This window comes from Vibrio sp. Isolate30, from assembly GCF_022397975.1.
Lineage (GTDB): Bacteria > Pseudomonadota > Gammaproteobacteria > Enterobacterales > Vibrionaceae > Vibrio > Vibrio fortis.
The window spans coordinates 870,735-883,114 of the sequence record NZ_JAKEUS010000001.1; the positions used below are offsets into that span (position 1 = coordinate 870,735).

Sequence of the window (12,380 nt, forward strand, 5' to 3'; positions counted from 1 at the left end):
ATCGTCTTATTGAGAAAGACTAAGCAGGCTTAAGAATTGGAGCGTGCAGCGGGAATCGAACCCGCATCATCAGCTTGGAAGGCTGAGGTAATAGCCATTATACGATGCACGCACATCGTCTTAACGAGATTGATAATGCCACATCTAACTGAAAACGAAACCTTTTTTTCCCTATTTTTATGCTAAGTGGTCGCATAATCACCGTTGCGCTATTTTTTTGTGCGTTATGGTCTTGTAAGGGGGCAATCTGCGTGAGGAAAGTCTCATTTGTCGCTAGGTTTTATTTCCGAATTGTTTAGCTGTTTATATGGCATTGATATGATTGATAACTATAAATAGGTATGTTGTGCGATATTGTTTTTGTAGTGCAAAAAAAAGTACTAAAATGAGTAACTAATTCACCCAAATGGCTCGTCAATTCGACTCACGTTTGTTACATTTGCCGCATATTTTTTCACCTCTATAACGTCCATGCCTTCCCAGTATCGAATTAACAAAATTGTTGAAATCGGCGACACTCTACATCGCAGTGGCTGTGCTCCTTATAAACTTGAAAAATACACGCAGCACTATGCAAAAAAGCATGGCGTGGATGTGATGATTCAAGCAACACCAACGGCGATTAACTACCAATTTCCTGATGACAATAATGCGGTTATTTTGAAGCGCCTTAAACCTGCTTCAATTAACTTGAGCCTGTTAGCGAATACGATCATTCGTATTAACCAACCAAGTAGTGAACCAGTTCCTGAGCCCGTTGGTTATTCGAAGTTCGTGACTGCTCTAGCGAATATGGGTATACCTCCAGCGTACCTTATGCTAGTTGGGAGCACTTTAGAGGCTGTTGGCTTTTCTGTATTATTGGGTCTTATGGTTTGGTTATGCCAACAAATTTGTCATGGGCGACGTGCTATTGCGGTGGAGTTTATTGCTGCTTTGATTACCGGTATTTTTGTGGCATTTCTTGCTAGTACCGGACTACCGATTCCCGTGTGGGCCTTGTGCATTGCTTCTATTGTTCTATTTGTCCCCGGACTATCGATTGCCAACTCATTAGAGTGTCTGGCGTTTAATGACTTAGTTTCGGGTACGAGTTTGCTGGGACAAAGTGCGTTAACCTTGATTAAACTGTTTGTCGGCATTGTTATGGGGCTGAATATTGGTGAGGCGTTGTGGGGGCAGGCTGCATCTATTTCATACACCAACGAGGTACCGACGTGGATGCACATATCAGGTTTGGTTTTGATCTCTGTTTCGATTGGCGTGATGTTTAATGCTCGTCCAACAGATATCTTGTTAGGTTTGCCTGTCGCTGTGCTGGGTATGTGGGGGCCTTTCTATCTAGGTTTTGACAGCGGTTGGGTTGTCGGTACTTGGGTTACTACAGTATTGATAACACTTTATGGTACTTGGATTGCTAAGAAGATGGATCTCACGGGCTCAATCTATATTGTTCAAGGTATTATCATCCTAGTTCCGGGTAGTCGTGTCTTGGTTAGTGCCAGTCAATCTGTATTTGAGCAATCTATATTGCCAATTCCAAGTATAGGTTTGTCAGCACTCTTCATGTTCTCTGCAATCGTTGCAGGCCAAATCACCGCATATTCAATTTACTCTCCAAAAGTAGAAAGATAATCCTCATTTATTCACGGCGCCTATTTTTTATAGTCGCCGTTATTCATTTCGTTGCTTCGTGTATCTCTAATCAGTGGTGATCTTTCATATTCCACTCTTAATTGAATCTGTTTAAAGGTTGATCGAATTTGTAAAATTAACCCTAAGTTATTAAATCTATTCACTTATTGGTTAGAGTTTGATAGTGTTCGCGAATTATTAAATAAAGATACATACAGGCTTAATATGAAACGAATGATGGCAGTGGCTTTCCTTGCTACTTTGGCAGGATGTCAGACGACATTACCTAATACAGCAACAGAGACACTATCAGAACCTCATGGTAATGGTGCGTTGGCAATCGCAACGGCAATTAACAAGCACCAAGTAAATTATCCATGTGAAACCTTCACTTTTGATTTGCATGAAAAAGTTGATGGCAAGCTAACAGAATCAGAGCCACAAACATTACGATTTTATGTTTATGAAGATTCTAACTATGCGTTATTCGACGATATTAAACCGGGTGAGTATGTTCTGACGGAAGCTCGTTGCAATATACGCCGCGGTTTTGTTGTTGATGGTAAATCATTTCTCACTATTGAGATGAATACAGAACATGTAATTAAACCAAACACTGTGACCATCTCTCCGAACTTTATATACGCGTCCCAGGATAAGAACGGCTATTTTAGCGTGCAAATCTCTAAGTTTGAGGCCAAGCACGCAGCGAAGTTTCAGAAGTTTATAGGCGACGAAATTAATAACGAAAATTGGTCGCTAGGTTACTTCGAAGGTTAATTAAGCGTATGACTATGGTCTTCTGTTTGAGACCATAGTCATTCTTTTATGCTTTAGTGTTAAGACTTCAACGCTAATGCTGAGCCAAACAATACTAAACCGGCTCCACATACCTGATTTAAGCGTTGTTTGAATTTACTTAACCAGTCCTGCAGTAGCGGTGACGTAAACAGAACTGCAACAAGCGCAAACCATACCATATGCAGGGCCATCATATAGATGCCGTAACCCATTGCGAATGCATTGTCGGTTGAACTACTGGAGATCAACTGACTAAAAATACTTAAGAAAAACAGCATTGTTTTTGGGTTTAACACGTTACAGAAAAATCCTTCCGCTATGTAACGCTGCCTCGTTTTCTCATTTCTAACCATGCTTGGCGATGTTTGTTCTTTGGCAAAAATCCCTTTCAATCCTAGGCAGATCAAGTATCCCGCACCTATAAAGCGAATAGAATGAAAAAGCGCTTCATTCTGTGAGACCAAGTAACTGATCCCCAACATTGAATAGCTAATATGAACACCAATCGCTAGGCTGATCCCGACAGCAGTCAGAATTCCTGCTCTTCTACCAAGATTAATACTGTTCTTTAATACCAAAACAAAGTCAGCACCTGGGCTTATGACGATTAATATACCTAAGATAGCTAAACTGATTAGTTCCATTTGGATTGACTCTTATGATGAATGAGCCACTATTGTATGCGTGGTTTTAGCTGACTATAATCGAAAAAAATTCTGATTATATGTGAGAAAAATTCACAGATGAGACACCTAAAAGCCTTTCAAGTATTCAATGTAGCTGCCAACGTTGGGAGCTACAGTGAAGCTGCGAAACAACTCAACATTACTCACGGTGCCGTTAGCAAGCAGATCAGAGTACTGGAAGAACATTTAGCGTGCTCATTGTTTTATAAGCAGGGGCGAGGTGTTGCTTTAACCTCAGAGGGTGAACTGCTTAGAGGTTATACTGAACAAGCATTTTCAACACTCCAAGCTGGAATTAACTTATTGAGTCAGCAGAGTAACAATGTTCTCGAAGTATCCTGTGAGCCAACATTGACCATGCGTTGGTTGATGCCGCGAATCTCAGTGTTTTTTGCCGCTTCTGGTATCGATGTGCGTCTGTCGACGGCTGGTGGCCCTATTACTCTTGGAGCATCAGGACTCTCGCTTGCCATTCGTCGAGATGATTTTGACACAAAGGCGGACTATCAAAAGCTGTTTTTGGTCGAAGAGTGGGTTGGCCCAGTGTTTTCTCCGCAATACTGGGAGGAAATCTCACAAACAAGTACAGATATAAAATGTTTACATAGTGAAACTCGACCAGAGGCCTGGAAAAACTGGTCGTCACATTTCGATCAATCAACGTCAGTTAATGAACAGGCAGAACTTAATCCATGCTTTAATCTATTAAAGAATGCTCTTAAGCCGTCATCGACCAATCACACAATGGGACACTTTTATTTCTGCTTACAAGCGGCTGTTGATGGATTGGGTGCCGCTATTGGATCCTATCCATTAATAGAAGACGATTTGAAGCGAGGAAATCTGATTGCGCCATTTGGTTTTGTGAAGTCAGGCTTCAATTATGTTTTGCTTGCAGAGCAAGGGAAGCTGCCCAGCAACGAAGCGCAATTTAGTGATTGGCTTAAAGATGAACTGGCCAAGTCAGTGCCGCAATGAGCTGAGCGGTAGTTAAACCGGTTTCTATGCTTGTTAAGCCCTTACCGCAATATCATGGGGTGGCATACCAAAGGTCTTCTTAAAAGCGTTGGTAAAATTAGACGGGTGTTGATAACCAGCCTCGTAAGCAGCTTCGGTGATGGAGACTAATCCTCGTTCTAAGTGCTGGCGTGCTATTTCAAGGCGCCTGAAGCGAATGTAGCCGTTGATGGTCATGTTGTACGATTGTTTAAAGCGTCTTTGAATGTTAGAGACACTCATAGAAAACTGTTTAGCTAGAAGTTCTAGGCTTAGATCTTGGTCCAAGTGAACTTCAATAAAACTGATCATTTCCTCAATACGTTCATCATTACTCCTGTTTTGCATGCTACCTTCATTTTTCGATAGGGTGATTTTCTTGCGATCATTTTGGCATACCTGACAACAAGATAGAGGGAGCTGAGAAAGTGAGTTTGCTAAAAGTTGCTGGGTGAGTGCTTCAATATGCAATTTTTGGTGGAAGTCGTCAGGGGTTGAGCTGGTGGTAAGTTGTTGAGCTAGATCCAGTATTTTGTCCGTGATGTTGAGGTGGTAATTAGCGGTGTGAGTTTTAATGAAATTACGACTGCTACATCCTTCGTTCATGCGAGCTTCGAGCCATTGTGGCTTTACTAATATATTGATCTTATTTAAATGATTGTTAGCTATCATGGCACGGCGGAAATTTGCAGGCTTTGCCAGATTGACGACCACCCCTTGTGGCTTTTCCGATGCATCAAGGCTGAATTCAAGATCATCGTAACCGAACGATAACTTACCCTCTAAGAGTATTGTAACCAATACGGCAGCGTGCGCTGTTGATACGATCTTGGTATCGATTAACTCAACACAGCGACCACCATGCACAAATATCTGGTCATTGTATTGATAAGAAAGAAAAGTGCCTTCTGCGAGTGAAGTCTGTGTGGGTTGGCCTTGTGTAACGATAATCTGTTTCTCTGTCTGCTCTAGCTTTTTGGTCAGAGTAACCTTGCCCATTTTAGTTCGTTTTGATGCTACTTCACCCATTTGACCTTTCCTCATAACACCTATGCGATTTTGCATAAGTGAATCGCCTGTCCATTTATAAACTCGACTCATATTATACATGAGAATTATTATCATTTATATCTAGGAACAGAATTTATGGAAAGCCCAATCCATTTGACCATTAAGCGCTCAACATTATGCCTCGCAATTGGCGCGGCTATCGCTAGCCCAGCCTTTGCCGACGATACAACATCAAACTTTGAAGAAGTGGTTGTGTGGGGTACTAAGGTATCGAGTAACTCTGAGTCTATGGTGTCTGAGGACATGTCACTCAAACAGGCGGACCATATGTCTGATCTACTGCGCGATATTCCTGGTGTTGATGTTGGGGGGACGCACTCTGTTAACCAACGTATTACTATTCGTGGCTTAAGCGAAACGGATCTCGATATTCGCTTAGATGGCGCGTCTCAACATGCGAACATGTTCCACCACATTGGTAACCTGACACTGAACCCAGATATTTTGAAGTCTGCTGATATTCAAGTAGGTAACAATTCGGTGACGCAAAATGGCTTGGGTGGTGCGGTTTACTTTGAAACGAAAGATGCGAAGGATTTACTGCGTTACGATGAGACCTTTGGCGCTCGCGTCTATGGTGGTTATGCGACTAATGATAGCCAACAGGGCTCACTAACGGTATATGGTACGCCAACAGACACCATTGATCTGATGGTATATGGCAACTATGTCACTCGCGATGACTTCGAAGATGGCGATGGTAATAAGACCTTTGGTGCTGCCGGTGATGTTTACAACATTCTTGGCAAAATTGGTTATGAGCCAAGTGATCTTCACCGCTTTGAATTAGCTTATGATATGTATCGTGACAGCGGTGATTACAGCCCACGCCCTGATATGTCTGGTGGAGCAAACGAAGGCTTGTCGAGCGATAAGCTTATCCCAACGGATTATGGCCGTGACACCGTCACACTGAGCTATGAGATGCGTGGAAGTACACACCAAGCAGACGTAACACTTTATAACACCATGACAGAGATCGTTCGTGACGAATCTGTGATGGCTCCAGCTTGGCCGGCTAATCGTCTATCGAAAAACAAAGCCAAAAGCCAGAATTTTGGTTTGACTGCAAAATTGCAATCTGACTTTAACATCGCAAGCTTCGACAATACTGCGACCTACGGTTTTGATTACATGGACAAGACATCAAGTGCTTATTACGGCAGTAGCAAGTTCATGGATGAGTCTGCGATTTCAACCGCTTTGTTTGTTGAAGACCAATTTTACTTTACAGATAGCTTCTCTATAACAGCAGGTCTTCGTTTTGATGACTATAAACGTAAAGCAGAAACGGGCACTGATGATTTTGATGATGTGACATGGGCGTTGGCAACTGAATGGGGCGTAACACAAGATTGGACGATATTTGCCAGTGCACGTTCACTGTTTAAAGGCCCTGAACTGCTAGAAAGCTTTATCGCTTACCAAGATGTGGCATACCTGTCTGAAGACATTAAAGCAGAAACTGGTTTGAATACGCAGGGTGGGGTTCGATTTAACAAATACATCGAAGATCATTTCTTAGGTGCCAATGTAACGGTATTTCAAACCGATATTGATGACTATATTGCTGAGGCTTATCAAAGACCGACGCAAACCTATCTTATCTACAATCTAGGCGACGTTGAAATTAAAGGTTTCGAGGCAAGTGTGTCTTACGGTTATGACATGTTTAACAGTAAGCTTTCTTACTCTCGCTCAGATACAACCAACAAAGAGACAGGTGGCTATGTACCAGGAGGGAATGGCCGAAGCATTGATATGGGGGATAGCATAGCGCTGACGTTGGATTATCAAGCGGATTCTCTGGAGACAATCTTTGGTTGGACGTCGATCCTTGTTAAGGATGAAACTAACGTCGCTGATGGTGCGCCAATCAAAGAAGGTTATGACGTACACAACTTGTATGCGCAATGGGTGCCAAATAGCGTTGAGGGTTTATCGGTTACGTTCGGTATAGATAATGTATTTGATGAGCTATACACCTCTCACGCTTCACGTTCAGGTACAGCTCGTGGTTTTGTGCTAGACGATTACGAGCCTGGTCGTAACTATAAACTGTCTGCAGCATACCAATTCTAGTAGTGTGCTCATTTGAGAGTCGAAGTGACGTGCATTTGCACAGCAACTAATATAAAGGATGCATACAGGAATGCTAACGTTCATTCTATATCGAGTTACTCCATAGGTATCGATATAGAATTAGCTTGGGCGCTAAACAAACGTTAGCTATCTTCGTAGCGAAATGGCCTCGGGCAATCAGCTCGGGGCCATTTTTTTAGCGATCGAGATACACGCGAGAACGCGTTTCGACCCATTTAAATAGGCGAGATAGGGCGAAACATAGTCCAAAATAGACTGCGCCTACAATCAGCCATATTTCAAAGATAAGTCCAGATGAGTTGGCCATCTCTGTACCTACAAAAGTCATCTCTTGAATTGAGATTAGCGAGACAATCGATGTGTCTTTGACGAGAGAAATCGCTTGTCCTGCCAAAGGTGGAGTTACAGCGGTGAGCACTTGTGGGCCAATCACAAAGCGGTATTTAGACAAGCTAGATAGCCCGAGCGAATCCGCTGCTTCCCATTGCCCTTTTGGAACGCTTTCTAAACCTGCGCGAATCACCTCTGCAATGTAGGCTGAAGAGAGTAAACCAATACAGATAACACCCGAAGCGAGGTTTTCCCACAGGTTTGATGGGCCGAACAACACACTTTGTAGAGTGTTTATCTCACCGTTGTGGTCTCGTAATAAGCTCTCTAACCCAAGTAAAGGAATGAGCTGATTAGAGATAAAGAAGTAGAAGATAAATACAAACACCAAAGGTGGAATATTACGTACCAATTGAATGAACAGCAGTGCGGGCGTTCGAAATACAGGAATAGATGAGTGACGTGCCACTCCGAGCACTATGCCTACAGAGAGTGCCAGTACCATACTCCATACACTGAGACGCAAGGTCGCGATCAAGCCCTGAAAGAAATACGGAATACTACCTTCGGAAGGGGGGACGAAGATGAGGTTAAACGCATTTTCCCAACGCCAATGATAGTTAATACCAACCGAAGAACGATAGTAAAGCCAACCACAGAAAAGGCCGACGAGGAGAAGTAGCACGCCATCGAGAAGAGTAAGACGTTGGTACCTAGCTTTGCTTTGTGGGCTAGGTTTGGTTGCTATGAGAGGGCTTGTGTCCGTCACTGATAACCTATGTGTAGATTCATACATGATAATTTTTGTTTCAAAGTAGGCTCTTAGAACCCACTTTGAAACTGAATTATGAAGCGGCCAGCCAAATAACTGACCGCTGATTTATTACTGACCTTGAGCTATCTGATCTTGCCAATCTAGAGTTGAGAACCAGTACTCGTAACGTTCTTGCAACCAACCATCTTCAGTACGCGCTTGAATCCACTTGTTGAAGAATTCTGCTTTGTCTGTTTCTCCTAGGCGAACAGCAAAGGCTTCGTTACCTTTTGAAAGACGCTCAGTAAAAGGGATAAATAGTGTATCGGAGTTCTTAATGCTTTCATGCTCTGGCTTAGGACTAGAAGCGATCACTGCGTGCGCGTTACCATTTAGGACTTCTTGGAATGCTTGAGCATCGTCATCAAACTGTAGAACTTTTGCTTTCGGGAAGGTTTCACGAGCAACTTGAACGGTGAATGCTCCGCGACGAGCGGCAATTTTCACGCGGCGTGAATCAAAATCAGAGATTTCTGAGAAGCCTTTAGCTAACTCTTTGTTCGCAGCGAGCTGAACACCAGAGTGAGAATAAGGTTCGGTGAAAAGAACACTTTTAGCGCGAGCTTCTGTGATCGACATTCCACCGATAATCACATCAAACTTTTTGGACAGCAAAGAAGGGATAATGCCATCCCATGCTGTTGGAACAAACTCAACTTTCCAACCTGAATCTTCGGCAAGACGCTTAGCGACATCAATTTCAAAGCCCACGAGATCGCCTTGCTTATTGCGCATTGCCCACGGAACGAAGGTCGACATACCAACGCGCAGTGAACCACGATCGTTTATTTTATCGAGGTTTGGTGTTTCAGAAGCCAGCGTAGGCAAACTGACGGCTAACGCCAAAAGCGCAGTAATGGCTGATTTAAATAGCTTCATGCTGATATTTCCTTATTGTGTGCGCCAATTAGCTCCGAGCTTATGCTCAAGCCAAGCAGCAATGGCAGAAAGTGAAAGTGTTAATGCAAGATAAATAAGCGCTACAGAGAACCAAATCTCAAACGGCATTGCTGTTTCAGAGACAATATTACGTGCCTCTGTCGTGAGGTCGAAAATCGCCATCACACTAACAATAGAAGAGTTCTTGATTAAAGAAATCACTTCATTGGTCAGCGGCGGCAAGGTTCTTTGTATAACTTGTGGCAGAATCACATCCCAAAAGGTAAAGGCTTTAGAGAGACCTAATGACTGAGCAGCTTCAAATTGGCCTTTGGCGATACTGTTTAAGCCTGCGCGGAAAATCTCAGCTGTATAGGCGCCCTGAAATAGCGCAAGAGCGAGAACGGCAGTGCTAAAGCGATCTAGCCCAATGACTGGGCCAAATACAAAGTAGAGGAGGTAGATCTGTACGAGCAGTGGTGTGTTACGGATTAGCTCTACATAACCACCTGCAATGGCTCGACCCACGATTGAATTCGAATTTCGCAGTAGCGCCGTCGTTAAGCCAATTATTAACGTTGCGACTAGAGCCAAGAGCGATATCTTTATGGTGACAAATAGCCCCTCAATAAGCTCTGCTGGCCACCACTCACCATCTTCATAAAATGCAATGTAGTCTGGTACACGCTCCCATTGCCAACGATAGCCCATGGCTTGTGCGCCAGAATCTAGAATCCAGCTGACCGCAGCGACGAGCACAAGGATTTGCAATAAGGCTGAGAGTGTTGGTTTTAAAATTCGGATGATCATCAATAGCTTAATATCTGGTTTAAGAAGGCTTGAGTACGTTGATGCTTCGGGTTTTCAAAGAGTTCTGTTGGTGTGTTGGACTCTACGATCTCACCCTCATCCATGAAAATAACTCGGTCAGCCACTTTCTTGGCGAATCCCATTTCATGGGTAACGCACACCATGGTGATGCCTTCTTCAGCAAGCTCAACCATCACATCGAGCACTTCGTTGATCATTTCAGGGTCGAGCGCTGATGTCGGTTCATCAAATAGCAGTAAGTCTGGTTTCATACATAGTGAGCGAGCAATGGCGACGCGTTGTTGTTGACCGCCAGACAGTTGAACAGGGTACTTATGTGCTTGTTCTGCTATGTGAACGCGTTCTAAATAGTGCATTGCTAATGCTTCTGCATCGGCAGGTTTCATTTTGAGCGTACGAATTGGTGACAAGGTCAGGTTTTCAAGCACGGTTAGGTGTGGAAACAGATGAAAGTGTTGGAAAACCATTCCAACTTGACCAGGTGTATTGAACTTACAAGGCAGAGTTTGGTTGACGACACTGAGCTCTCCGGAGTCAAAAGGCTCCAATTGGTTGATACAGCGAATCAAGGTCGACTTACCTGAACCTGAAGGGCCACAAACCACCACGATCTCACCCTGTTGGATACTCAAATCAATGTCTTTAAGGGCATGGTAATCACCATACCATTTGTTAAGTGACGTAAACTTAACCATCTTCGAAGTTGCGTTCAAATTGCAGTACATCTGTAGTTTCGGAATGAATTACCTTAACAATATAGAAATATGATTGCACATAATATTAGGAGCTTATGAGAATTTCGTTATATCGTTTGGACAAATAAAAAGCAGCGCCCAGAGAGGGAGCTGCTTTTTTATCTACGTAATAACTCAGTATTTGGTTCAGTTGGATCAAAAAAACGTTGTAGTGCTTTTTATCAACAAACTGGTTTTTCTAAATCAACCAATCATGAGCGTAGAATTAAGCGATTATAGAATCGCTGACTCTAGAATTTCACGAGTCTTTTCTGGAGTGATTGCTTGGTTTTCGCCTAGCTGCACGTATCCGTGAGATTTCAGTTGAGCAATAACGTTATCAATTGCGTTTTCTTTACTTGTTTCGTAGCCATCAAATTGAGTAGCGACATCTAGGCTGTGGTAAAACGCTTCAATTGCATCAATTGTACGCTCTGCGAGGTCTGCACTTGAGTCAAGGCCAAACACGTTACGGCCCATTTTTTCTAGCTTGCCACGTTTAACGTCGATTTGGTTACGTAGAAGTGAAGGTTGAACAATTGCCAGTGAGCGAGCATGGTCTACGTGCCAAAGTGCTGTAAATTCGTGGCCAATCATGTGTGTTGCCCAGTCTTGAGGTACACCTGTACCTATCAGGCCGTTCAATGCTTGGTTTGCTGTCCACATCAGATTTGCACGCCATGAGTCGTTGTCACGCTCATCGTATTGTTTGCCAAGAACAAGTAGGTTCTTTAATAGCGTTTCTGCATAGCCATCTTGAACCATCGCTTCTGTTGGCATGGTAATGTACTGCTCACAAACGTGTACCCATGCGTCAACCAGACCATTGATAAGTTGGCGCTCTGGTAAAGACTTCATTACATCTGGGTCCATAACAGCAAACTTGGGCTGAACCGCAGGGTTCATGAAAGCCAGCTTCTCTTGAGTTTCTTTGCGCGTAATTACAGCGCCCATATTAGATTCAGAGCCAGTTGCAGGAAGTGTAAGTACCGCGCCAATTGGTGTTGCCTCGGTCACTTTATGTTTGCCAGCTAGGATGTCCCAGCCGTCGCCGTCATATTTTGCTGCCGCAGCAACGTATTTAGAGCCATCAATTACAGAGCCACCACCAACGGCGATAATAAACTCTACGTTTTGCTCTTTGACGATAGCAACGGCTTTGTCGAGCGTTTCTTTAGTTGGGTTTGCTTCAACACCAGAGAACTCAATCCAAGAGTGATCTTTCAGTGACTCAACAACTTGGTCGTAAACACCATTCTTTTTGATGGAACCACCACCGTAGATAACCAATACTTTTTTAGAAGTATCAACCGCTTGGCTGATAGCATTGATTTGGCCTTTACCAAAGTGAATAACGGTCGGGTTAACGTAAGTAAATTGCATCATAGTTTCCTTGTGTAAAGCGGAATTTGTTATTTTGATTCATTGTATCATTTCTATATTTGCATATTAGTACACAGGTTGCGGTGTATGAAGCACAGATTCTCCAAATAAATTGCC

General features: G+C 43.2%; 11 protein-coding genes and 1 tRNA gene. 4 read left to right on the forward strand and 8 right to left on the reverse strand.

Annotation, left to right across the window (positions count from 1 at the left end; genetic code table 11):
* Window positions 1–37: 37 nt before the first annotated feature.
* Window positions 38–112 (reverse strand) — tRNA-Gly (locus L1D60_RS03825).
* Window positions 113–471: 359 nt separating this feature from the next.
* Here L1D60_RS03825 and L1D60_RS03830 point away from each other — a divergent pair.
* Window positions 472–1,635, forward strand: a complete 1,164-nt coding sequence (locus L1D60_RS03830; protein WP_239839819.1) for a threonine/serine exporter family protein — start codon at window positions 472–474, stop codon at window positions 1,633–1,635.
* A 225-nt stretch (window positions 1,636–1,860) separates the two neighbouring features.
* On the forward strand, window positions 1,861–2,415 hold the full coding sequence (locus L1D60_RS03835; protein ID WP_239839820.1) for a hypothetical protein: 555 nt from the start codon (window positions 1,861–1,863) through the stop codon (window positions 2,413–2,415).
* A 59-nt stretch (window positions 2,416–2,474) separates the two neighbouring features.
* On the opposite strand, the gene L1D60_RS03840 is transcribed toward L1D60_RS03835, so the two are convergent.
* Window positions 2,475–3,080: a LysE family translocator gene (locus tag L1D60_RS03840; protein ID WP_239839821.1), complete on the reverse strand. Its 606-nt coding sequence runs from the start codon at window positions 3,078–3,080 to the stop codon at window positions 2,475–2,477.
* Between the two features lie 99 nt (window positions 3,081–3,179).
* Here L1D60_RS03840 and L1D60_RS03845 point away from each other — a divergent pair, with 99 nt between their 5' ends.
* The gene (locus L1D60_RS03845; RefSeq protein WP_239839822.1) at window positions 3,180–4,100 is read left to right on the forward strand and encodes a LysR family transcriptional regulator; all 921 of its coding nucleotides are present in this window, start codon (window positions 3,180–3,182) and stop codon (window positions 4,098–4,100) included.
* Window positions 4,101–4,133: 33 nt separating this feature from the next.
* Here L1D60_RS03845 and L1D60_RS03850 read toward each other — a convergent pair whose 3' ends face one another.
* A complete protein-coding gene (locus tag L1D60_RS03850; protein ID WP_239839823.1) occupies window positions 4,134–5,243 on the reverse strand; it encodes an AraC family transcriptional regulator in 1,110 nt (369 codons plus the stop codon).
* 21 nt (window positions 5,244–5,264) lie between these two features.
* Here L1D60_RS03850 and L1D60_RS03855 point away from each other — a divergent pair, with 21 nt between their 5' ends.
* Complete coding sequence (locus L1D60_RS03855; RefSeq protein ID WP_239839824.1) at window positions 5,265–7,271, forward strand: TonB-dependent siderophore receptor; 2,007 nt, start codon at window positions 5,265–5,267, stop codon at window positions 7,269–7,271.
* A 196-nt stretch (window positions 7,272–7,467) separates the two neighbouring features.
* On the opposite strand, the gene L1D60_RS03860 is transcribed toward L1D60_RS03855, so the two are convergent.
* The 5 genes from L1D60_RS03860 to L1D60_RS03880 form a co-directional block, all read right to left on the reverse strand.
* Window positions 7,468–8,391 (reverse strand): amino acid ABC transporter permease, encoded by a 924-nt coding sequence (locus L1D60_RS03860; protein ID WP_239839825.1) that lies wholly within the window; start codon window positions 8,389–8,391, stop codon window positions 7,468–7,470.
* Window positions 8,392–8,505: 114 nt separating this feature from the next.
* On the reverse strand, window positions 8,506–9,315 hold the full coding sequence (locus L1D60_RS03865; protein WP_239839826.1) for a transporter substrate-binding domain-containing protein: 810 nt from the start codon (window positions 9,313–9,315) through the stop codon (window positions 8,506–8,508).
* A 12-nt stretch (window positions 9,316–9,327) separates the two neighbouring features.
* On the reverse strand, window positions 9,328–10,125 hold the full coding sequence (locus L1D60_RS03870; protein ID WP_239839827.1) for an amino acid ABC transporter permease: 798 nt from the start codon (window positions 10,123–10,125) through the stop codon (window positions 9,328–9,330).
* A complete protein-coding gene (locus L1D60_RS03875) occupies window positions 10,125–10,841 on the reverse strand; it encodes an amino acid ABC transporter ATP-binding protein (RefSeq protein ID WP_239839828.1) in 717 nt (238 codons plus the stop codon). Before L1D60_RS03875 ends, L1D60_RS03870 begins: the two co-directional genes overlap by 1 nt.
* A gap of 273 nt (window positions 10,842–11,114) precedes the next feature.
* Window positions 11,115–12,263, reverse strand: coding sequence for an iron-containing alcohol dehydrogenase (locus L1D60_RS03880; protein ID WP_239839829.1), 1,149 nt, complete (start codon window positions 12,261–12,263; stop codon window positions 11,115–11,117).
* Window positions 12,264–12,380 lie beyond the last annotated feature (117 nt).

Excerpts from the sequence above, each read along its gene's own strand:
- L1D60_RS03830 (WP_239839819.1), top strand. The coding sequence starts at position 472 with ATGCCTTCCCAGTATCGAATTAACAAAATTGTTGAAATCGGCGACACT.
- L1D60_RS03835 (WP_239839820.1), top strand. The coding sequence starts at position 1,861 with ATGAAACGAATGATGGCAGTGGCTTTCCTTGCTACTTTGGCAGGATGT.
- L1D60_RS03840 (WP_239839821.1), bottom strand. The coding sequence starts at position 3,080 with ATGGAACTAATCAGTTTAGCTATCTTAGGTATATTAATCGTCATAAGC.
- L1D60_RS03845 (WP_239839822.1), top strand. The coding sequence starts at position 3,180 with ATGAGACACCTAAAAGCCTTTCAAGTATTCAATGTAGCTGCCAACGTT.
- L1D60_RS03850 (WP_239839823.1), bottom strand. The coding sequence starts at position 5,243 with ATGATAATAATTCTCATGTATAATATGAGTCGAGTTTATAAATGGACA.
- L1D60_RS03855 (WP_239839824.1), top strand. The coding sequence starts at position 5,265 with ATGGAAAGCCCAATCCATTTGACCATTAAGCGCTCAACATTATGCCTC.
- L1D60_RS03865 (WP_239839826.1), bottom strand. The coding sequence starts at position 9,315 with ATGAAGCTATTTAAATCAGCCATTACTGCGCTTTTGGCGTTAGCCGTC.
- L1D60_RS03870 (WP_239839827.1), bottom strand. The coding sequence starts at position 10,125 with ATGATCATCCGAATTTTAAAACCAACACTCTCAGCCTTATTGCAAATC.
- L1D60_RS03875 (WP_239839828.1), bottom strand. The coding sequence starts at position 10,841 with ATGGTTAAGTTTACGTCACTTAACAAATGGTATGGTGATTACCATGCC.
- L1D60_RS03880 (WP_239839829.1), bottom strand. The coding sequence starts at position 12,263 with ATGCAATTTACTTACGTTAACCCGACCGTTATTCACTTTGGTAAAGGC.